This window comes from Aeromonas sp. FDAARGOS 1417, assembly GCF_019046985.1.
GTDB classification, from domain to species: Bacteria; Pseudomonadota; Gammaproteobacteria; order Enterobacterales; family Aeromonadaceae; genus Aeromonas; species Aeromonas veronii.
Genome location: NZ_CP077221.1, coordinates 2293249 through 2314668 on the forward strand (window position 1 = coordinate 2293249; position 21420 = coordinate 2314668).

General features: G+C 58.2%; 17 protein-coding genes. 9 read left to right on the forward strand and 8 right to left on the reverse strand.

The window, feature by feature from the left end; translation table 11 throughout:
• Positions 1-2: 2 nt before the first annotated feature.
• The 6 genes from I6L47_RS10300 to I6L47_RS10325 all read left to right on the forward strand — a co-directional run bounded on the left by I6L47_RS10300 (position 3) and on the right by I6L47_RS10325 (position 7612).
• Positions 3-692 (forward strand): ABC transporter ATP-binding protein, encoded by a 690-nt coding sequence (locus tag I6L47_RS10300; RefSeq protein WP_139436908.1) that lies wholly within the window; start codon positions 3-5, stop codon positions 690-692.
• A gap of 76 nt (positions 693-768) precedes the next feature.
• Complete coding sequence (locus tag I6L47_RS10305; protein ID WP_216949270.1) at positions 769-2016, forward strand: ABC transporter permease; 1248 nt, start codon at positions 769-771, stop codon at positions 2014-2016.
• Positions 2017-2048: 32 nt separating this feature from the next.
• Positions 2049-2522, forward strand: a complete 474-nt coding sequence (locus I6L47_RS10310; RefSeq protein ID WP_026034852.1) for a DUF3299 domain-containing protein — start codon at positions 2049-2051, stop codon at positions 2520-2522.
• Positions 2523-2626: 104 nt separating this feature from the next.
• Entirely contained in the window at positions 2627-3487 is an 861-nt protein-coding gene (locus I6L47_RS10315; protein WP_139410343.1) for a TIGR03899 family protein, read from the forward strand.
• Positions 3488-3763: 276 nt separating this feature from the next.
• The gene (locus I6L47_RS10320) at positions 3764-5401 is read left to right on the forward strand and encodes a PAS domain-containing methyl-accepting chemotaxis protein (RefSeq protein ID WP_216949271.1); all 1638 of its coding nucleotides are present in this window, start codon (positions 3764-3766) and stop codon (positions 5399-5401) included.
• A gap of 486 nt (positions 5402-5887) precedes the next feature.
• A complete protein-coding gene (locus I6L47_RS10325; protein WP_216949272.1) occupies positions 5888-7612 on the forward strand; it encodes a hypothetical protein in 1725 nt (574 codons plus the stop codon).
• 181 nt (positions 7613-7793) lie between these two features.
• Here the strand turns inward: I6L47_RS10325 and cysC are convergent, their stop codons facing one another.
• The 5 genes from cysC to cysG form a co-directional block, all read right to left on the reverse strand.
• Entirely contained in the window at positions 7794-8384 is a 591-nt protein-coding gene (cysC, locus tag I6L47_RS10330) for an adenylyl-sulfate kinase (protein WP_216949273.1), read from the reverse strand.
• Positions 8385-8504: 120 nt separating this feature from the next.
• The gene (locus I6L47_RS10335; protein ID WP_005362933.1) at positions 8505-10229 is read right to left on the reverse strand and encodes an SLC13 family permease; all 1725 of its coding nucleotides are present in this window, start codon (positions 10227-10229) and stop codon (positions 8505-8507) included.
• Positions 10230-10233: 4 nt separating this feature from the next.
• Positions 10234-11661: a sulfate adenylyltransferase subunit CysN gene (gene cysN / locus I6L47_RS10340; protein ID WP_216949274.1), complete on the reverse strand. Its 1428-nt coding sequence runs from the start codon at positions 11659-11661 to the stop codon at positions 10234-10236.
• Positions 11662-11673: 12 nt separating this feature from the next.
• Positions 11674-12642: a sulfate adenylyltransferase subunit CysD gene (gene cysD / locus I6L47_RS10345; RefSeq protein ID WP_216949275.1), complete on the reverse strand. Its 969-nt coding sequence runs from the start codon at positions 12640-12642 to the stop codon at positions 11674-11676.
• A 96-nt stretch (positions 12643-12738) separates the two neighbouring features.
• Entirely contained in the window at positions 12739-14175 is a 1437-nt protein-coding gene (gene cysG / locus I6L47_RS10350) for a siroheme synthase CysG (protein ID WP_216949276.1), read from the reverse strand.
• Between the two features lie 197 nt (positions 14176-14372).
• On the opposite strand from cysG, the gene I6L47_RS10355 reads away from it, so the two are divergent.
• Positions 14373-15296 carry an SPFH domain-containing protein gene (locus I6L47_RS10355; RefSeq protein WP_005335703.1) on the forward strand — a complete coding sequence of 308 codons (924 nt, stop codon included), beginning with the start codon at positions 14373-14375 and terminating at the stop codon, positions 15294-15296.
• Positions 15293-15748: an NfeD family protein gene (locus I6L47_RS10360; protein WP_005335704.1), complete on the forward strand. Its 456-nt coding sequence runs from the start codon at positions 15293-15295 to the stop codon at positions 15746-15748. Before I6L47_RS10355 ends, I6L47_RS10360 begins: the two co-directional genes overlap by 4 nt.
• A gap of 69 nt (positions 15749-15817) precedes the next feature.
• On the opposite strand, the gene I6L47_RS10365 is transcribed toward I6L47_RS10360, so the two are convergent.
• Positions 15818-17923 carry a methyl-accepting chemotaxis protein gene (locus I6L47_RS10365; RefSeq protein ID WP_216949277.1) on the reverse strand — a complete coding sequence of 702 codons (2106 nt, stop codon included), beginning with the start codon at positions 17921-17923 and terminating at the stop codon, positions 15818-15820.
• Positions 17924-18063: 140 nt separating this feature from the next.
• On the opposite strand from I6L47_RS10365, the gene nadA reads away from it, so the two are divergent.
• Entirely contained in the window at positions 18064-19137 is a 1074-nt protein-coding gene (gene nadA, locus I6L47_RS10370) for a quinolinate synthase NadA (protein WP_216949278.1), read from the forward strand.
• 70 nt (positions 19138-19207) lie between these two features.
• On the opposite strand, the gene I6L47_RS10375 is transcribed toward nadA, so the two are convergent.
• Both I6L47_RS10375 and gap read right to left on the reverse strand, forming a co-directional pair.
• Positions 19208-20074 carry a D-hexose-6-phosphate mutarotase gene (locus tag I6L47_RS10375; RefSeq protein WP_216949279.1) on the reverse strand — a complete coding sequence of 289 codons (867 nt, stop codon included), beginning with the start codon at positions 20072-20074 and terminating at the stop codon, positions 19208-19210.
• A gap of 86 nt (positions 20075-20160) precedes the next feature.
• Entirely contained in the window at positions 20161-21156 is a 996-nt protein-coding gene (gene gap / locus I6L47_RS10380) for a type I glyceraldehyde-3-phosphate dehydrogenase (protein WP_005335708.1), read from the reverse strand.
• Positions 21157-21420 lie beyond the last annotated feature (264 nt).

Consider the following 21420-nt stretch of genomic DNA (forward strand, 5'->3'; position numbering starts at 1 on the left):
CCATGAAAAAAGCCGTGGTTGAGATCCGCGATCTGGCCTTTGCCTGGCCAGGTGGCGACGCTGTACTCGATCTGCCCGCCCTCACCATCCGCGAGGGTGAGCGGGTCTTTATCAAGGGCCCGTCGGGCTCTGGCAAGTCGACCCTGCTCGGGTTGCTGGCCGGGATCCAGACCGCCAACCACGGCACCCTGGAGGTGCTGGGCCAACCATTGGCCCGGCTCTCTGGCCGTGCCCGTGACCACTTCCGGGCGGCCAATCTGGGTTATATCTTCCAGCAGTTCAATCTGCTGCCCTTTCTCTCGGTGCAAGACAACGTGACCGCTGCCCTCACCTTTTCGCCCGCCAAACGGGCCCGCCTGCAAGGGAGCCCGGAGCAGGAGGCGCGCCGTCTGCTGGCGGAGCTGCAACTGCCGGACGAGGCGCTGCACCGCCCCGTTCATGCCCTCAGCATCGGCCAGCAGCAACGGGTTGCCGCCGCACGGGCGCTGATCGGCTCGCCACCGCTGGTGATCGCCGACGAGCCCACCTCTGCACTCGACACCGACAACCGGGCCGCCTTTATCAAGCTGTTGTTCGAGGAGTGTGACAAGCAGAGCTCGACCCTGATCTTCGTCAGCCACGACCCTTATCTCGAACCCCTGTTCCCGCGGGTCGAAAACCTGCAACAGCTCAACCGGAGGGCATCATGCTGAGCACCGTTCAACACTGCGTCTCCCTGATGAATGCCATGCGTACCCACGCGGTACGACAACAAAACCGGAGGGTCACGTGCTAAAACTCGCCCTGCAAAGTCTCTGGGCCCGCCGCCTCACCGCCGGGCTCACCCTGCTGGCCGTCGCCATCAGCGTCACCCTGCTGCTCGGGGTGGAACGGGTGCGCACCCAGGCCCGCGAAAGTTTCTCCAACACCGTCTCGGGGACCGATCTCATCGTCGGCGCCCGCTCCGGTCAGGTTAACCTGCTGCTCTACTCGGTGTTTCGCATCGGCAACCCCACCAACAACGTGGGGTGGGACTCCTATCAGGTCATCAAGCAGAAACCGGGCGTCGCCTGGACCATCCCGCTCTCCCTTGGTGACTCCCACAAGGGATTTCGGGTGCTCGGCACCAATGGCGACTACTTCACCCACCTGAAGTACGGTCAGCAACAGTCGCTGCAACTGCGGGAAGGGCGACCGTTCGAGACGCCGTTTGAAGCGGTGCTGGGCGCCCAGGTGGCCGAGAAGCTCGGCTATCACCTTGATCAATCCATCGTCATCGCCCACGGCGCTGGCAACACCTCGTTCAGCCAGCACGACAATCTGCCATTCAAGGTGGTGGGCATTCTGGCGCCGACCGGTACGCCCATCGATCGCACCATCCATGTGCCGCTGGCGGGGATCGAGGCGATCCATCTCGGTTGGGATACCGGTCGCCACAGCAAGAACGTGACGCCGGAGCAAGCGCTGGCGCAGGATCTTACCCCGAAAACCATCACCGCCTTTATGGTGGGCTTGAGCAACCGCATTCTGGCGTTCCAGCTGCAGCGCAGCGTCAACACCTATCCCAAGGAGCCGCTGATGGCGATCCTGCCGGGGGCCGCCCTGCAGGAGCTGTGGAGTCTGATGAGCGTGGCGGAAACCGCCCTCTCGGTGATCGCTGGTTTCGTGGTGGTTGCGGGCCTTATCGGCATGCTGACCACATTGCTGGCGGGGCTTAACGAGCGGCGCCGGGAGCTCGCCATATTGCGATCCCTCGGTGCGGGCCCTGCCCACCTGTTCCTGCTGCTGGCGCTGGAAGCCATGGCGCTGACCACGGTCGGCATCGCTCTCGGGGTCGCCGTGCTCTATCTGGGGCAGGGGCTTGCCTCGCCCTGGCTGCTCAGCCACTATGGCCTGCAACTGAGTCTGGGGCTGCCGAGCGCCTACGAGTGGCAGTTGCTGGGGGTCGTGTGGCTGGCAGGCATGGTGATCGGCCTACTCCCTGCTGCACGCGCTTACCGCTACAGCCTGAGCGATGGCATGAGCATTCGCGTCTAGCGAGACGCCCAAAAATAGAAACAGAAGGACAGATGATGAAGTGGAAAATTGTGGCGCTGCTCGCCAGCCTGCTGGTGCTGCCCGCCCTGGCCGCCGACTACAAGACCATCGACTGGGATGTGCTGATCCCGGAAGGGGAGAAACTGCTGCCACCGCCCCAGGTCAATCACGAAGATCCCATGTCGGTGCCGCAACCGGTGGGCGGGGTGAACAAGAAGCTGGACAACCAGGATGTGCGCATTCCGGGCTTCGTGGTGCCGCTGGAAGGGGACGCCAAGAAGATCACCGCCTTCCTGCTGGTACCCTACTTCGGCGCCTGCATCCATGTGCCGCCGCCCCCCACCAATCAGGTGATCTATGTGAGCTACCCCAAGGGTGCGCCGGTGGATGATCTGTGGGACGCCATCTGGGTGAAGGGCAAGATGCGCACGGTCAGCTCCAGCCACGAGATGGCCACCGCCTCCTATTCGATGGAAGCGGTCGAGGTGAGCGTCTACGAGGAGTAATCCTCCCGTTGCAAAAAAAGCGGCCTCCACGGAGGCCGCTTTGTTATCTTGGCATCCCGGTTGGAGTAACATTCAGCTCCAGAACCTGTGCGAATGGAGTCAGCATGGCAGACCTCCCCCCCCCGAAGAAAGAGAGTTCGATCCTGAGCAGCCAGGAGCAGACCCTGCGTCTGGCGCGCAGTCGCGGCATAGACGGCATGCTCACCCGCAATACCGACAGCACCTTCGAACAGCGCGCCACCTTTCGCCATCTGGCGGATCAGGCCGCCCGCCAGCGCAATCTGGAAGCCATCATGGTGATGGCCTCCCGCCACTGCGAAGAGACGGCCGCCGGCGGCGAGATGGACAGCGACTGGCTGACCCGCTTCCTGCAACTGGCGGAAGATATCAGCATGGTGCCGATGCAGCAGCTGTGGGGGCGGATCTTCGCGCTGGAAGTAGCTACACCGGGCCGCTTCTCCATCCGGGCGCTCGCCACCCTCAAAGAGATGACCCAGCGCGAGGCCCAGCTGTTCCAGCGCATCTGTTCACTGACCTGCCACTACACCGGCAGCGACGAGCAGCGACTGCTGCTGGGGCTGCACAAGGGGGCCAGTTTGCTGAGCCGCGCCAAGGCGACGCGCCTTGGCCTTGGCAAATACCGACTGCCCTACAACGCCCTGCTGCAACTGTTTGAGCTCGGGCTGCTGCACCGCGCTGAGCTGGAGTCCGGCCCACTGCCCGCCGATGGGGTCGAGCTGGAGTTCGGCAACCAGCGCTGGCGGCTGCAGTGCAAGCAGAACAACATCACCCTGCTCTACTACCGCCTCACCCCGGTGGGCAACGAGCTTGCCCAGCTGCTGCAAGAGTCGCCGCTGGAGGAGTACCTGCAGGATCTGAAAACTGTGCTGGTGCAGGGTATCCAGATTGAAGTGATGCAGCTCGTCAGCACACCCTCCTCACCCGCTCCCGACCCTCTCCCCTGATCTCTGGCGGGGCAGCGGATGCCCCGTCTGTTTGTGGTTCCTTCGCATCAAGCTGCTGGCTTCCAGCTTATGGGCTTGTCCAGAATAGGTTGCAAATTGCAGATGCCGCAGAGGCACACCCCGTCAGATCCGTTGCATATTGCAAACAGCAACGTTTTTTTCCTGCCAAAACGGCACTAATAACACATCAGTCATTAGCTTTTGCCAGCTGGCCCACCCCTTGCAGATGTCTTGATGAAGATCAAAATTTAACCATCACAGCTCGGGAGTAAGGCCATGAGAATCAATCAACCGGTTACCCAAAGAGAACGTCTCTATCCAGACCACCAGAGCCTGATTTCCACCACGGATCTGGAGAGCCGCATCACCTACGCCAACGATGAGTTCTGCGAGATTGCAGGCTTCCAGCTCGACGAGCTGGTGGGGGAACACCACAATCTGGTGCGCCATCCTGACATGCCGAAACAGGCCTTTGCCGATCTGTGGAACCATATCCGCGAAGGCAAGAGCTGGATGGGACCGGTGAAAAACCGCTGCAAGAGTGGCGATCACTACTGGGTCAGCGCCTTTGTCACCCCCATCAAGGATGCCAGCGGCCGGGTGGTGGAGTATCAGTCGGTGCGCACCGCCCCAAGCGAAGAGATCAAACAGCGGGCCGAGAAGGTCTATGCCGACCTTCGCAACAACAAGCTGCCGCTGGCGCTCAAGTTGCCCACCTTCTCCCATACCCTGGCCATCAACCTCTGCCTGCTGCTGAGCCTGCTCGCCATGTTTGCGCTGGGCTACAACCACGACATGAACTGGCAACTGGCGCTGGCCGCCCTGCCGCTGGCGATAGCGGCCATCACCCTGAATGTCCTCTCCCGCCGCCTCGGCAAGCTCAACAAGATGGCCCGCAGCCGCTTTGACAACCCGCTGATGCAGCTGCTCTACACCAACAAGGTGGACAACATCGCCGCCATCGAACTCTCGATGCTGATGAATCAGGCCGAGTTCAACGCCGTGCTGGCCCGCACCCAGCAGACTTGCAGCAAGATCCTGCAGGCCGCCGAAGGGGATCTGCGCAACGCCGAATCCATCACCGACAACCTGCAACAGCAGCAGGCCGAAACCAATCAGGTAGCCACTGCCGTGACCGAGATGTCGGAATCCATTCGCGAGGTTTCACAGAGCTCCAGCGAATCCTCCAGCCTGCTGGACGAGACCGCCGACCTGTTCAAGAGCGGCAACCACAGCGTGGCCGAAACCGTGGCTGCCGTGGCGGGTATGAACAGCGAGCTGACCACCTCCAAGAGCGTGATCAGTGCGCTGGTCGGCCACTGCCGCGATATCGATGGCATCCTCGATGTGATCAACAACATCGCCAACCAGACCAACCTGCTGGCCCTCAATGCCGCCATCGAAGCAGCACGTGCTGGCGAAGCGGGCCGCGGCTTCTCGGTGGTGGCCGACGAGATCCGCACGCTCGCCATCAAGACCCAATCCTCGACCAGCGAAATCCAGAAGATGATCACCGAGCTGCAAACCAGCGCCGGGGATGCAGAGCAGGCGATGGAGAAGGGCTGCCAACTCTCCGAGAGCTGCCAGCAAAAAGCCTCGGCAACCGGCACCATTCTCCAGCAGATCAACGATATGCTGCAGCAGGTCGCCTCCGGCAGCGGCCAGATTGCCCAGGCGGTGCAGGAGCAGTTCCACGTCACCGCCGAGATAAACCGCAACGTGCTCAGCATCAAGACCCTGGCCGATGACTCCAGCGTCGGCAGCCAGCACGCCGTGCACGGCATCACCCAGCTGGTAAACCAGTTAAGCGATCTCGACCGGCTGGTACGCCAGTTCCAGAAGGGGGCTCCGACAAGCCAAAGCCGCTACGAAGTGGCCACCACCCGCGCCGTGCCGGTACGCCAAGCCAGATAACCACTACCCAAATAATCACCGCAGACAAACCCTATGGGCCTTTGGGCTCATAGGGTTTTTTAATGCCCGCCAGCAAAAGGCGACACTGCCGTTTCACTGTCCGATTTCCCTCTGCGCTAATGGGCCCAAGCGGTTGAGTGACCACATTTAAACCCATTAATGATTAATTTATTGATCTTGCTCAGGAAACGGCCCGCTTGCGCTTTTCACCTGAGCCCCGTTCGGTAACATAGCCGCTTGGCAACCTCTTGCAGGAGTCAGCTATGAACCAAACCAGTGCCAAAACGCAGGTAACAAGCAGCAGACTGGAGGCTGAAATTCAGGGGCGGTAGCGTGGATTTTGTAGGTTAGGGTAAAACGTAGCAACGCCAAATATATGAGATCTTTACCTCGTTGCTTCTTGAAGCACTAACATCATAAATTCAGTTTATGTCAACAGAACTTCGTTTATGTATGCAATAAAAATGTAATTGTGAGTATTTAACAATGTCAATAAACTGTGACTGGATACTTTTTGATATTTGCCTTATAAAAGCAAGCAGCAGCACTGATACGATATTTGGTTTTTCCGAGTTCATTTCTGGCCTTGCACTTCTTGTCATTGTTTATACAATAACTGACTTCCGTTATAAATTTAGAGTTTCAACATCATCAGTAGACTTACATAAAATAACTTTTGCTGCGATTCCAATCATTGGAGTAGGAACATTAACAACTGAACTTTGGGTCGCTCAATCTTGGCCTACCTTTACATGGAATATTTCTCAAGCACTATGGCAATCTATCCTAGCACTTACATTCCTCATCCTAATTTCAGTTTGGATCTGGTTTGCATTCATTAAACCACCAATATTCAACCATAGAAACTATAAAAAATACTCAAATGTACTATATCAAGCCTTATTAAGAGGAAATAAGTCAGAATTAGATATTATTAGTTATGAAGTCGGTCGTTCAATAGAAAGCATTATAGATATAGCTAATTCACCAGATGCAAAAGGCGATGGACTACCTATAGAACACGAAATATACTTTGCTAATGATGTTATCTTGCTTCTCGCCAACAAAAGATTTTGCGACAGTATTGCTGTCAATTCACCTTCTACTGCCATAAGGTACTTCGAAAAGTTAGCTTCTTTAAAATCAATTTACAATAATAGCTTCTCATTACTTGCCTATAATTTATCAAATTCATTTTTAAACAACAAAAACTCTCAACTATATTATGAGGGAGGCAAGTTTTCCTCTGATTTACTAGGTCATATAAAGCCATTAAGTAACAGTCTATATGGAGACTACCGTTTAATTGAAAAGCTATCTAATGGTCTCTCCCCACTGGATGTTGACTATTCTTATTTCCAACAATGGGATAACTCACAGCTAGAAAAATACTGCAACTCAGTTGTTTTATGCTTTAAATCATTTTTAAAAAATAAATATATCGGCTCTCATACAAGCATATTTTTCCGAGCAATTGATTTAATTAAGGGTACTTCAATGTGTATCGTACACGTCGATACAAAGTCAACAAATATATATCAAAGTAAAGAACTGGAAAGATTCAAAATTGCTATTGATTTTGCAATAAACATGACTGAGGCGCTCAACAGCTATGACCATATTAATGAAGAAGTAAAACTGAGGATTAGGAATTATAGTGAACAATCTGTTTGCGATTACATAGCAGCTCTATATTTTGAAATAATACATGCCTCAGCATATATTAAAGAGCCTGTTGAAACGTGCTGGTATATTCAGCACAATGTCACTTGGTATAAGTTAATGGAGGGTTTTGCGGCTAGAACCTCTGCACAAAAAATAATCTCGCATAAGCTGAGAAGAAAAATTTACGATGCAATCTGTGAATTCAACAAATACCCTAATTATATGGCGGCTAGATATTTGGGGTTTTGCATTAATGTTTTGTGGATTAAATCTCATTTAAACCCAAGAGATGATAACGGCTTTGCTTTACGCAAAGCTATGATTAAGTGGCTAAGAGTCAATTATTTAAAACTGCGAAAAGAAGAGGCGATTTTAGCAGATGCTTGTTTAATGGATGGTATCGGCTTTGATGAAGATAAACAGGCTATTTACAAAACATATCGTTCAAGACCTGGGCGGCCCGTACCCAAAGAGTATTTTTATCTTATAGAAAAAAACCAGCCCGTAGGTTCGAATAGCGAAGCGTATTCGGACAATCGCGAATAATCCCGCAATGGCATAAGCAAAAATCGGGAGTTCCCCTTGCGGGGTTGCTATCGCCCGCCTTGGGGTGGCTCAAGACTTGCGGGTGCCACTATAAGCTGGATTTATGGGCTTTCCGATAATGACCAAATTTTTGCTTATAGTGGCTGCCGCCAGGCGCTTGTTACAGGTTCTTCCGATCCAGCTACAGGTAGTTCCCCTGCCGCAGGGCGGTCAGCAGCTCATCCACCAGCGCAGCGACCGGCTTGCCGGTGTTAAGCAAATGGATTTCCGGCTGTTCCGGTGCCTCATAGGCGGAGTCGATACCGGTAAAATTGCGAATTTCCCCCGCCCGCGCTTTTTTATAGAGCCCTTTCGGGTCGCGCTCTTCGCAGATGGCGAGCGGCGCATCGACAAAGACTTCGACAAACTCCCCTTCCCCCAAGAGATTGCGTACCAGCTCCCGCTCGACACGGAACGGCGAGATAAAGGCGGTGAGCACGATAAGGCCCGCATCCACCATCAGTTTTGCCACCTCGCCGACCCGGCGGATATTCTCCTGCCGCGCAGCATCGTCGAAGCCGAGATCCCCGCACAGGCCGTGGCGCACATTGTCCCCATCCAGCAGATAGGTGTGCTTGCCTTGTGCCGCCAGCGCCTGCTCCAGCGCCCCCGCCAGGGTCGATTTGCCCGCCCCCGACAGCCCGGTAAACCAGATCACCAGCGGTTTTTGCCCTTTAAGCTCGGCCCGGCTCTGTTTGTCCACGGCATGCTTGTGCCACACGATATTGCTCATCCAACACTCCTTGATTGGCGCTCACGCCTCAAAACTTAAACTGTCCGGCACTACGGGGAGCAGCCTCGGACTATCAGCCGACAACCTGCTGATGCCATGGCATTGCTCACCCAACACGCCTTAAAACGGAAAAAGCAGGGGCACCATCACAATCACCCCGAGGCTATAGGCCAGCGAGACCGGCAGGGCCAGCTTGAGGTAGTCCGGCATCTTGTAGTTGCCCGCTGCATAGACCATCAGGTTGGTCTGGTAGCCGTAAGGCAGGATAAAGCTGGAACTCGCCCCAAACAGCACCGCCAGAATAAACGGCATGGTCGAAACATCCATGCTGAGCGCCAGCTGGTAACCCATGGGAAAAGCCAGAGCGGCCGCTGCGTTGTTGCTCATCAGCTCGGTCAGCACCAGCGTAAACACATAAATACCGATAAAGGCGATGATGGGGCTGGCACCGTTGAACTCCCCCATCAGCCAGTCGGCGATAAGCTTGGCCAGCCCGCTCTTTTCCAGCTGATCGGCGATGGCGAGCGCCCCGCCCACCACCAGCCAAATATCCAGCGGAAAGCGGCGGCGGATCTCGTCCAGGGTCAGAATGCGGGTGAGCAGCAGCGCCACCAGCATCAACAGCAGCCCCTTGAACAGCGGCACCAGATCAAACACCGAGAGTGCCAGCACCCCGAGAAAACCCAGCACCACGGCGGCGCTGCGCTTGCCATCGAGACGGGTGGAGGCTTCCAGCCCGCTCACCACCACAAACTCCCGCCCCAGCGATTTGTTGCGGGCAAACTGGGGGCCGGGGGCCAGCAGCAGGGTATCACCGGCGTGCAGTTCAATCTGGCCGAGACCGCCGGTGAGCTGGGTTTCGCCGCGGCGCACCGCTAGCACCACCGCATCAAAGTGAGTGCGAAATTCGGCATCCTTGATGGTCTGACCCACCAGCCGCGAGCTGTGGCTGACGATCACCTCCACCAGATGCTGGCCGTTGAGGCGGTGCTGGCCGTAGAGATCCAGCCCCTTCATCTCCTGCAATACGCCGACGCTCTCCACGTCGCCGCAAAAGAGCAGCACGTCCCCTTCGTGCAGTTCGTGTTCAGGCTGCACCGGGCAGATCACCTGATCGCCGCGAATAATTTCCGCCAGATAGAGGCTTTTCAGGCTGCGAAGGCCGTTCTCCTTGACGCTGCGCCCCGCCAGCGGTGAACCTGCGCCCACCTTGGCTTCGAGAAAATAGCCGGATTCGCGGCTCATCTCGGTATCCTGCTCCGGCAGGTGACGGGCAAACAGCAGCACGGCCACCAGACCGGTCAGCAGGGTACCCGCTCCCACCATAAAGAAGTCGAACATGCCGAGCGGCGGCGCCCCCATCTTGATGAGGAAGCTGTTGACGATCAGGTTGGTGGAGGTGCCGATCAGGGTCAGCACCCCGCCAAAGGTGGCCGCGAAGCACATGGGCAGCAGCAGTCGCGACGGCGCATGGTTGGGGTTGCGTTTGACCGCTCCCAGCATGGAGGCCACCACGGCGGTGTTGTTGACGAACGCCGACAGGAAGGCTGTGGAGAACCACACCTTCACCAGCACCTTGTTGAATGACCCCGTGCCCACCAGATTGGCGAACCAGCTCATGATGCGGGTCTTCTCCACCGCCAGCGACACCAGCAGCAACAGCACCAGCGTCAGCAGGGCACTGTTGGTGTAGCCCGCCACCACGGCATTGATATCCGCCAGCCCGCTCAGGTAGGTGATGAGCACGGCGCCCGAGAAGAGCAGCGCCGGGCGGAGTTTGCCCTGGATCAGCAGGGCCACGAGAGCAGCCAGCAGACCCAGCACCAGGAATTGTTGCCAGGTCATGGGCTTACTCCTTGCTTGTGTCGTTACCGATGGCAAGGGCTTGCCAGTGCGGGAAGTGCTTGCGCACCAAGGCGTTGAGCTCGATTTCGAACTCGCTGTAGTGCCCTTTTACCGCTTTGGCGGCCAAGCCTTCCACTATCATGCCGGCGCCGACGGTGACGTTGGTCAGCCGGTCGATCAGGATAAAGCTGCCGGTATCGCGGATCTCCTGATACGGGTCGAACGCCACCGGGTCGGTGAGGATCAGCTCGCACAGGCCGATCTCGTTGAGCTTGAGCTCGCTGGCGGGCAGCTCGTCCAGCTTGTTGATCTCGATGCGGTGGCGAATGGCCTCCACCTGACCGCGACTCTTCTTGGTGGCCAGCTTGACGTCGTAGACCCGACCCGGTTGCAGGGACGCCTCCCCCATCCAGACGATATGGGCCAGCACATTCTGGGTCACTTGCGGCCGCTTGGCGGCATCCACCAGCAAGTCGCCGCGGCTGATATCGATCTCGTCGGCGAAGGTGACCGTGATGGCCTGACCCGGCAGGGCGTACTCCAGATCCCCGTCGAAGGTGACGATGCGGGTCACGGTACTCTCCTTGCCCGACGGCAGCACCGCCAGCTTGTCGCCCACCCGCAGAATGCCGGAGGCGAGTGTGCCCGCGAAGCCGCGAAAATCGAGGTTGGGGCGGTTCACATACTGCACCGGCAGACGCACCGGATGACGCTCCAGCTCGCGCTCTACCTCGGCAGACTCCAGCAGAGCCAGCAGGGTTTCGCCTTCGTACCAAGCCAGCTTGTCGCTCTGGTTGACCACGTTGTCACCGTCCAGCGCCGAGACCGGCACGATATGGATGGTGTCGACGCTGAGCTTCTTGGCGAACTCGCGGTAATCGGCACTGATGCGCTCGAACACCTCCTGACTGAACTCCACCAAATCCATCTTGTTCACCGCCACCACGAACTGCTTGATGCCCAAGAGGCTCGCAATAAAGCTGTGGCGGCGGGTCTGATCCAGCACGCCTTTGCGGGCGTCGATCAGGATGATGGCCAGATCGCAGGTGGAGGCGCCGGTCGCCATGTTGCGGGTGTACTGCTCATGGCCCGGGGTATCCGAGATGATGAATTTGCGCTTGGCGGTGGAGAAATAGCGATAAGCCACGTCGATGGTGATGCCCTGCTCGCGCTCCGCCTGCAGGCCGTCTACCAGCAGTGCCAAGTCGAGCTTCTCGCCGGTGGTGCCGAGCTTCTGGCTGTCGGACTCCAGCGCTTTGAGCTGATCTTCATAAATCTGCTGGGAGTCGTGCAGCAGGCGACCGATAAGGGTGCTCTTGCCGTCATCCACGCTGCCGCAGGTGAGAAAACGCAGCAGACTCTTGTGCTGCTGGGCGTGCAGATAGGCTTCGATGCCCTGTTCGGTGATGGCGGTCTGAATATGGCTGTTCATGCTGACGACTCCTTAGAAATATCCCTGACGCTTCTTCTGCTCCATGGAGCCGGCCTGATCGTGGTCAATCAGCCGCCCTTGCCGCTCGCTCGAGGTGGTGAGCAGCATCTCTTCAATAATTTCCGGCAAGGTGGTGGCATCGGATTCGATGGCCCCGGTGAGCGGATAGCAGCCGAGGGTGCGGAAACGCACCTGCTCCTGCTTCACTTCGTCTTCCGGGCCAATGGGCATACGATCGTCATCCACCATGATCTTGATGCCGTTGCGCTCCACTACCGGACGGTAAGCGGCGAAGTAGAGCGGCACAATGTCGATCTTTTCCAGATAGATGTATTGCCAGATATCCAGCTCGGTCCAGTTGGAGAGCGGGAACACCCGGATACTCTCCCCCTTGTTGACCTGGCTGTTGTAGACCCGCCACAGCTCCGGGCGCTGGTTCTTCGGATCCCAGCGGTGGGACTTGTCACGGAAGGAGTAGACCCGCTCCTTGGCGCGGGACTTCTCTTCGTCGCGGCGCGCGCCACCGAAGGCGGCGTCGAAGCCGTATTTGTTGAGCGCCTGCTTGAGCCCCTCGGTCTTCATGATGTCGGTGTGCTTGCCGCTGCCGTGCACGAAGGGGTTGATGCCCATGGCAAGCCCTTCCGGGTTCTTGTGAACGATGAGATCCAGCCCGTACTTTTTGGCAGTCTCGTCGCGGAACTTGATCATCTCCTTGAACTTCCAGTCGGTGTCGACGTGGAGCAAGGGGAACGGGATCTTGCCCGGATAGAAGGCCTTGCGGGCAAGGTGCAGCATGACGGAGGAGTCCTTGCCGATGGAGTACATCATCACCGGGTTTTCAAATTCGGCAGCCACCTCGCGGATGATATGGATGCTCTCGGCTTCCAGCTGCTGCAGATGTGTCAATCTTTCACGAGAGACACCTGCATGACTGCTCTCCGCGTTCGGCTGCTGCAAGTGGGTCAATCTTTCACGGTCCATGTTGGTCCTCGGGTCATTGCTTATGCGCCTGCTCGGGGCGCTGGGTGGTTCAGTGCGCGGCCGCACCGGCAGCCGCATCAAATATCTCTTTCTCGGTCAGGCCAGCTGCACCAGCTTGAGGTCGCAGCCATCGAGATCCGGGTTAGCTTGCTGCTGCTCACCGCCCTTTTCCCCAAACCAGGCCAGCCGCTCGTGCAGGGCAACCACTTCGCCGATGACGATAAGCGACGGGCTCACCGCCTGTTTGGCCAGCTCGGCCAAGTCGGCCAGCGTGCCGGTCAGCACCCGCTGGCGGGATGTGGTGCCGCGCTCGATGATGGCGATGGGGGTAGATGTGCTGCGGCCATGCTCCACCAGCTGCTGCTGGATATGCTCGGAGCGCATCAGCCCCATGTAGATGACCAGGGTCTGACTGGTGGCGGCGAGCTGCTGCCAGTCGGGCTCCTTGCCCTCTTTTTGGCAATGGCCAGTGATAAAGACGGCGCTCTGGGCGTAATCACGGTGAGTGAGCGGAATGCCGGCATAGGCGGTGGCACCGGCAGCGGCCGTGATGCCGGGCACCACAGAGAAGGGGATACCTTCGTCGGCCAGCACTTCCAGCTCCTCGCCACCCCGGCCAAACATAAAGGGATCGCCCCCTTTCAGCCGCACTACCCGGTTGCCCGCCTTGGCGTATTCCACCAGCAGGCGATTGGTCTCCTCCTGCGGCACGCTGTGGGCACCCGCCTTCTTGCCGACCGACACCAGAGTGGCATCGCGGCGCACCAGATCGAGGATCTCAGGCGAGACCAGCTGGTCGTAGAGCACCACTTCAGCCTGTTGAATCTGTTGCAGCGCCTTGAGGGTCAAGAGGCCCGGATCGCCGGGGCCTGCGCCGACCAAGACCACCTCGCCCACTTCGCTTTTCGCCTGGTCAAGGCCATCGCTCAGCCACTGCTCAGCCCCTTGCCAATCCTCTTTTTCAATCAGGCTGGCCAGGGTGTTGGAGGCAAAGGCGCGCTCCCAGAAGCGGCGGCGATCGGAAATCGAGGAGAGCACCCGCTTGGCCTTGTCACGGACCCGGCCGGAGAGCTCGGTCAGCCCGCCAAGATGGCGCGGCAGCAGACTCTCCAGCCGCTCGCGCAGCAGGCGCACCAGCACCGGCGCCTTGCCGCCGCTGGAGACCGCCACCATCAGCGGCGAGCGATCGATGATCGAGGGGAAGATAAAGCTGGAGCGTTTGGGGTCATCCACCACGTTGACGAACAGACCCAGCTGGTTGGCACTTTGATAAACGAGGGCGTTGACTTCGAGGTTGTCGGTCGCTGCCACCACCAAAATCTGACCTGCCAGATGGGCCGGGGTGAAGCGCTCCGCCAGATGGGTGAAACGACCGGTGAATTCCGCAAATTCCGGTTCAAGCTCCGGGGAGACCAGGGTCAGCCGGGCACCGGCTGCCAGCAGCAGGCGCGCCTTGCGCAGGGCAACCTCGCCCCCGCCCACCAGCAGTACCGGGCGGCCTTCCAACTTGGCAAACATAGGTAAATAATCCATTTCGGCCCATCCCTCGGAACACGACTAATATGGGGCGACTATAGGCAGGGCAGCTTATCCCTCAAAATAATAAAAAATGCTTTTTAATGCGTTTTGGTAATTAGCAAAGCCGATTCATGACAAAGGCGTACAAAGTCACTTGTGGTACCTGACGCCAGACCATAGGCTAGGGACTGTGTTTCATAAGGAGCTAAATGATGAATGAATCATTGATTGTGCTAGGGATTTTTGTGTTCCTGGTGCTCGCAACCCTGAGCGCGGGCATCAAGATCGTGCCCCAGGGCTACAACTGGACAGTGGAGCGCTTCGGCCGCTACACCCGCACCCTGACCCCGGGTCTCAACCTGCTGATCCCCTACGTGGATAGGGTCGGCCACAAGATCATCATGATGGAGCAGGTGCTGGATATCCCGGCACAAGAGGTGATCTCCCGCGACAACGCCAACGTCACCATCGACGCCATCAGCTTTGTGCAGGTGGTGGATGCCCGCAAAGCGGGTTACGAGGTCAACGATCTCACCAGCGCCATCCGCAATCTCACCATGACCAATATGCGGACCGTGCTGGGTGCCATGGAGCTGGACGAGATGCTCTCCCAGCGCGACACCATCAACGAGAAGCTGCTGCGCACCATGGATGCCGCTACCGCCCCCTGGGGCATCAAGGTGACCCGCATCGAGATTAAAGATGTGCGCCCGCCGCTGGCACTGGTCGAAGCCATGAACGCCCAGATGAAGGCCGAACGCCAGAAACGGGCCGAGGTGCTGGAAGCCGAAGGGGTGCGCCAGTCCAAGATCCTCAAAGCCGAGGGGGAGAAGCAGTCCCAGATCCTCAAGGCGGAAGGTGAGCGTCAGGCCGCCTTCCTCGCCGCCGAAGCGCGGGAGCGGGCAGCCGAGGCGGAAGCCAAGGCGACTCACATGGTTTCCCAGGCGATTGCGGAAGGAGACCTGCAGGCCATCAACTACTTCGTGGCTCAGAAATATACCGAGGCACTGGCCCGCATCGGCGAAGGCCCCAACAGCAAGATCATCATGATGCCGCTGGAGGCGGGCAGCCTGATTGGCTCTGTGGCTGGCATGGCCGAGCTGTTCAACAAAGATGGCAAGGGCAGCAAGTCATGACAGCCCTGTTAGAGGGGCTGACCCACTGGCACTGGTTGGGGCTCGGCTTCATTCTGCTGGCCATCGAGGTGCTCGGCTCGGTGGGCTTTTTGCTCTGGACCGGCATCGCCGCGCTGGAAGTGGGCCTGCTGCTGCTGATCTGGCCCTTTGGCTGGCAGGCGCAGTTGCTGCTGTTTGCGGTGCAATCCCTGCTCACCACCTGGGCCTGGTGGCGCTGGCAGCACCAGCGCGATAACTCGGGTCAGGATGCCGCCAGCACCATCAACGAACGGATGCAGAGCTATATGGGCCGCGAGCTGACCCTGCTGGATGATGTCACCCAAGGCACCAGCCGGGTACATCTGGACGATACGGTCTGGACGGTGCGCTGCGACGAGTCGCTGCCTGCGGGCAGCAAGGTCAGGGTGGTGGGGGCTGACTCCCATATCCTGCTGGTTGAACCCCGCAACTGACGCAACTCTGCCATCGAATCATAAAAAAGCCCGCGATCGCTCGCGGGCTTTTGTCTCTCTGGCAACGACTCAGGTACGCAGCCGATCGAGCTGACTGGCGAGCGCCGTGGCCGCTTGCTCCAGCGCCTCGCTCAGTTGATGGCTGGAGCTGGCCTCCTGCCCAATCACGTTGGCGGTATCACCAATCCGCATCAAATTCTTGTTGATATCGTCACTGACGGCGCTCTGCTGCTCGGCGGCGGTAGCCACCTGACTGATGTGGTCGTGGATCTGCTGGATCTGGGCCACCACCCGATTGAGCGCCTCGAACGCCTGCTCGGTGCCCTGCACCGTGGTGGTGGAACGCTCGATGCCGGTATTCATCAGACGTTGACTGCTGCTCACCTCTGTTTGCAGGCTACCAATCAGCTGGCCGATCTCGTCGGTCGATTCACGGGTCTTGTTGGCCAGCGCCCGTACCTCATCCGCCACCACCGCAAAGCCACGGCCCATATCACCCGCACGTGCCGCTTCGATGGCGGCGTTGAGGGCCAGCAGATTGGTTTGCTCGGCAATGGCGCGGATCACATCGAGGATCCGGCTGATATTGGTGCTGCGCTGGGCCACCAGCGCCACCGCCTTGTCCGCCTCATGCATATCGCCGACCAGAGTATGGATCTCGTTGCGGGCATTGCTGAGGGTCTGTTGTGCGGTATTGATGTGGTGGGTCGCCGCTTCCGACTCCTGCGCCGCCTGCTCGGCATAACCCGCCACGCTGACTGCCGTGGTGCTCATCTGATGCATGGCGCTCACCACGCTCTCCAGCTCCAGATTCTGCTCGTCCAGACTACTGCGCATGGTGTCGGCGGTATGTTTCATCTCCCGCGCCTGCTGGTAGACCTGCTGACCAATCCCCTTGCTCATTTGCACCATGCCCCGCAGCTTGCCGAGGAAGGCATTGAGCTGGGACCCCAGATCGATCAGCTCCTGATGGGTGTCGATCTCCATCTGCTGGGTCAGGTCCCCCTCGTTGCTGGAGAGATGACCCACATGACGGCTGATAAGAGAAAGTGGCGCTGTGATGGTCTGGATAAACCAGACCAGCAGCCCCAGCACCAGCAGGGTAATCCCGCCCATGGCGATGATCTGCTGCCGCTGGGCATCCACCAGCAGGGTGCCCAGTTCATTGCTGATGGCGTGCGCCTTGCTCAGCGCCAGCGCCTTGGGCACCTTGATCATCAACCACCACTGGGTATTGGCTGCCTCAACCCGGATGGGCTGATGAAGAATGAAGTCACTGTCGCTGCTGACCGGCTGACCGTCAGGCAGGGTCAGGCCCACCTCCTTGAGTGGACGGCCCAGCTTGTCGGCATAGCGGTTGCTGCCCACAATCAGCCCCATCTTGCTGACCAAAGTCACATCCGCCTTGTTGTCATAGAGGCTCTTGCCAAGGTTTTCAGCCAGTTGCTGGAAGATGGGCAGGTTCATATCCACCCCGGCCAGCCCGACAAACTTGCCGTCACGCAGCACGGGCACCGTCAGACTGGTCATCAGCATCTTGTTGCCCGGACTGATTTCGTAGAGGTAGGGCTCCATCAGGCAGGGCTGGCGGGTATCGCGACCACAGAGATACCACTCGCTGTTGCGAATGCCGAACTCGTTGAGGGAGGTATCAAACTTGGCCTCGCTGGCAGCGGCATCCACCGCTTGCTGAGCGACGGCCCCTCCCTGATCCTTGGTGAAATAGACCTCCAGACTCCCCTTGCCTGCCACCGAGTGGCTGGCTCCGCCCAGCCAGTTGCCATCCTCGCCATCATAGCCGTCCGGTTCAAACTGGGCGTAGATGGAGCTGATCCCGCTCGCCTGCTGCAGGCTGCTGCCGAGCAGAAACTCCACTTGGGGCCGCGACAAGCGCAGTTCCTGTTTGGCCATCCCGGCTTCAATCTGGGCGGTCACGGTCAGGGGGATCTGATAGGAGTTCTGCATCAGAGAGGCAATCTGGATGGCATAGCGCTCCGCCTGATACTGCAGGCTGCGGGAGACCTCCTCTTCCAGTGCATCGCTGGTCTGGGTCATCACCATGTTGCGAAGGGAGCTGAAAGAGGCCGATTGCAACAGGGTCATGGCCAGCCCGGTCAGCAGAAACAGCCCCATGGTAAGGCACAACAGCTTGAACTTGAGGGAACGTTGCTTCATGCGACAACTCCTTATGGCAGAATAACAACGAATTACTTGAGTATATTCGCCCACTTGCGCTTCACCCGATTTGTTGATGGGTTTGTGGCAGGCTTCTGGTTATAATTTTTGCCTTCCCGAGCGTTGATGGAACAGTCGCAATGAGCAATGCACTGAGCAGTGTCCCGCCGGTAGTCGCAATGGACTACCCCTTTCCGGCCAAACCTCTTCCCCTGAGTGCCGAGCAGAGAATGACCTTGACCACAGAAATCAAGGCGCTGCTCAAGGAGCGCAAGGCGGTACTGGTTGCCCACTACTACACGGATCCCGAGATCCAGGCGCTGGCCGAAGCCACGGGCGGTTTCGTCGGTGACTCGCTGGAGATGGCCCGCTTTGGCCGCGATCACGAGGCGCAGACCCTGATCGTCGCCGGGGTGCGCTTTATGGGGGAAACCTCCAAGATCCTGAGCCCCCACAAGCGGGTGCTGATGCCGACTCTGGAGGCCGAATGCTCCCTCGATCTGGGCTGTCCCATCGAACAGTTCTCCGCCTTCTGCGATGCCAATCCCGACCATACCGTGGTGGTCTATGCCAATACCTCGGCCGCCGTTAAAGCACGGGCTGACTGGGTGGTGACCTCCAGCATCGCACTCGAGATCGTCGAACACCTCGACAGTCTGGGTCACAAGATCATCTGGGGCCCGGATCGCCATCTGGGCGCCTATATCGAGAAGAAGACCGGGGCGCAGATGCTGCGCTGGCAAGGCCACTGCATCGTCCACGACGAGTTCAAGGCCCGCGCCCTGCGCGAGCTGAAAGAGCAGAATCCGGACGCCGCCGTGCTGGTTCATCCGGAATCCCCCGCCTCGGTGATCGAGCTGGCCGATGCGGTGGGATCCACCAGTCAGCTGATCAAGGCGGCCAAAGAGCTGCCCCAACAAAAACTGATTGTGGCGACCGATCGGGGCATCTTCTACAAGATGCAGCAGGCCTGTCCGGAGAAAGAGATGGTGGAAGCCCCGACCGGTGGCGATGGCGCCACCTGCCGCAGCTGCGCCCATTGCCCCTGGATGGCGATGAACGGTCTGGTGGCGATCAAGGGGGCCCTCACCGACGGTGCCGAGCGCCACGAGATCCATGTCGACGAAGCGCTGCGGGTCAAAGCCTTGATCCCCCTCGACCGGATGCTCAATTTCGCCGCCGAACTCAAGCTCAAGACCCAGGGCAACGCCTGATTGCCGCCGTCACGAGATGCAAAGAGGGCTCCCGTGGGAGCCCTCTTTATTTATCTGAGCCTCATCCAACTCAGATGATTACGGTGGAGAGACTGTGCTCTTCATCCGGCGCAACGGTCACCCCCGCCTCACCGGCGATAGCCGCTTCGACGCAGAGCATGGTGCGATAGCCATCGTTGCTCATGTCGGCCATGGCGGTAGCCCCTTCCAGCCAGGGGGTCCAGACCACCACGCTGTCGTGGTTACCGCTCACTACCCGGGTCTCGCGCTCACCATCCTGCACGCTCACCAGCGCCTCTGGCTGCCAGTAGACCCGATCCAGCGGCCCGTTCAGGGTCAATGCACCCTGCTGCTTGGCATCCTGCCCGGTCAGCTTGTCGGCATAGGGCTCACCCAGACCGCTCACGCTCACCGCTTCCGGTGCGCTGATATGCAAATAGGTGTGCAGCGCACCGCTGTAAGTCAGCGGCTGGCTACCGGTGTTGCGAGTGGTCAGCACCAGCGAAAGCTCTTTGCCAACCAGCACGTCCAGTTCCAGCTCGAAGGGGTGATCCCACAGGGCGCGGGTCGCATCGCTGTCGCGCAGGGAGAGATGCACCAGGGTGCCATCAGCGTGATCTGAGACCCCGTCCAGTATCCAGAGGGTGGTGCGGGCAAAACCGTGGGAGGGCTTGCCGCTACCAACGCGGGCGGGCGCCGGGCCAAACCAGGGCCAGCAGATCGGGATACCACCGCGAACAGGCTTGCTGCCATCCAGCACCGCCTTGTCACTCAGCCAGATGGAGGCCGGCTCGCCATGACGCTGATAGCTCAGCACATGGGCGCCAAACAGGCTGATTTCTGCCTTGGCATAGTCGTTGTTGATGGTGAGAACCGGCAGACCGGCCGCATTGTTGGCAAGCTTGCAATTGGCTGTCAGGGGACGAATGGATTGCATGTGGACTCCTGTCATCAGGGGAAACCGAAAAACAAAAAGGCGGCCAATGGCCGCCTTTTTCAAGCTACGCGATTGCGCATCCCAAATTACTTGGAGATGTGAGCGATCAGGTCCAGAACTTTGCTGGAGTAGCCCATTTCGTTGTCGTACCAGGATACAACTTTAACGAATTTGTCGTTCAGCTGGATACCAGCCTTGGCGTCGAATACGGAGGTCTGACGCTCACCCAGGAAGTCGGTAGATACAACTTCGTCTTCGGTGTAGCCCAGAACGCCTTTCATAGCGCCTTCGGAAGCAGCTTTCATCGCTTCGCAGATTTCTGCGTAGGTGGCAGCTTTCTTCAGGTTAACGGTCAGGTCAACAACAGACACGTCCGGAGTCGGAACACGGAAAGCCATACCGGTCAGCAGGCCTTTCAGTTCCGGGATAACTACGCCAACAGCTTTGGCAGCACCGGTAGAGGACGGGATGATGTTCTGAGCCGCACCGCGGCCACCGCGCCAGTCTTTGGCAGACGGACCATCAACGGTCTTCTGGGTAGCAGTGGTAGCGTGAACGGTGGTCATCAGGCCAGACTCGATACCGAAGGTATCGTTCAGAACCTTGGCGATCGGGGCCAGGCAGTTGGTGGTGCAGGAAGCGTTGGAAACGATGTCCTGGCCAGCGTAGGTAGAGTCGTTAACACCCATTACGAACATCGGGGTAGCGTCTTTGGACGGGCCAGTCAGAACAACTTTCTTGGCACCAGCAGCGATGTGCTTACGAGCAGTCTCGTCGGTCAGGAACAGACCGGTAGCTTCAGCAACAACGTCAACACCGATTTCGCCCCACTTCAGGTTGGCCGGGTCACGCTCAGCGGTAACACGTACGGTTTTGCCGTTTACAACCAGGTTGCCGTCTTTAACTTCAACGGTACCGTTGAAACGACCGTGAGTTGAATCGTACTTCAGCATGTAAGCCATGTAGTCAACATCGATCAGGTCGTTGATACCAACAACTTCGATGTCTGCACGCTCGCAAGCCAGACGGAATACGAAACGACCGATACGGCCAAAACCGTTAATACCTACTTTGATAGTCATATTTAGTTACCTAACTGTTCAGTAGTCAAAGAAAATTCCGCTTGTAAATTTACTAGAACTCTCCGGTGAGTCAACCAACATTCTGTCTGAAATTGCGCTATATCATGAAAAACTGTGAAATTAATTTTCTGTTTATGTAACTGATTACCACGTTTTGACGAAAAAAGTGCCAGATCGTGGCATCGCGCAGATATCAACAATAGTGCCTACTCGGTCACACAACCATTCACAGAGATATGTAAAAATGTGCGCGGTTTAGCATGG

Coding starts and splice junctions, on each gene's coding strand:
- I6L47_RS10300 (WP_139436908.1), top strand. CDS start 3: ATGAAAAAAGCCGTGGTTGAGATCCGCGATCTGGCCTTTGCCTGGCCA.
- I6L47_RS10310 (WP_026034852.1), top strand. CDS start 2,049: ATGATGAAGTGGAAAATTGTGGCGCTGCTCGCCAGCCTGCTGGTGCTG.
- I6L47_RS10315 (WP_139410343.1), top strand. CDS start 2,627: ATGGCAGACCTCCCCCCCCCGAAGAAAGAGAGTTCGATCCTGAGCAGC.
- I6L47_RS10320 (WP_216949271.1), top strand. CDS start 3,764: ATGAGAATCAATCAACCGGTTACCCAAAGAGAACGTCTCTATCCAGAC.
- I6L47_RS10325 (WP_216949272.1), top strand. CDS start 5,888: ATGTCAATAAACTGTGACTGGATACTTTTTGATATTTGCCTTATAAAA.
- cysC (WP_216949273.1), bottom strand. CDS start 8,384: ATGAGCAATATCGTGTGGCACAAGCATGCCGTGGACAAACAGAGCCGG.
- I6L47_RS10335 (WP_005362933.1), bottom strand. CDS start 10,229: ATGACCTGGCAACAATTCCTGGTGCTGGGTCTGCTGGCTGCTCTCGTG.
- cysN (WP_216949274.1), bottom strand. CDS start 11,661: ATGAACAGCCATATTCAGACCGCCATCACCGAACAGGGCATCGAAGCC.
- cysD (WP_216949275.1), bottom strand. CDS start 12,642: ATGGACCGTGAAAGATTGACCCACTTGCAGCAGCCGAACGCGGAGAGC.
- cysG (WP_216949276.1), bottom strand. CDS start 14,175: ATGGATTATTTACCTATGTTTGCCAAGTTGGAAGGCCGCCCGGTACTG.
- I6L47_RS10355 (WP_005335703.1), top strand. CDS start 14,373: ATGAATGAATCATTGATTGTGCTAGGGATTTTTGTGTTCCTGGTGCTC.
- I6L47_RS10360 (WP_005335704.1), top strand. CDS start 15,293: ATGACAGCCCTGTTAGAGGGGCTGACCCACTGGCACTGGTTGGGGCTC.
- I6L47_RS10365 (WP_216949277.1), bottom strand. CDS start 17,923: ATGAAGCAACGTTCCCTCAAGTTCAAGCTGTTGTGCCTTACCATGGGG.
- nadA (WP_216949278.1), top strand. CDS start 18,064: ATGAGCAATGCACTGAGCAGTGTCCCGCCGGTAGTCGCAATGGACTAC.
- I6L47_RS10375 (WP_216949279.1), bottom strand. CDS start 20,074: ATGCAATCCATTCGTCCCCTGACAGCCAATTGCAAGCTTGCCAACAAT.
- gap (WP_005335708.1), bottom strand. CDS start 21,156: ATGACTATCAAAGTAGGTATTAACGGTTTTGGCCGTATCGGTCGTTTC.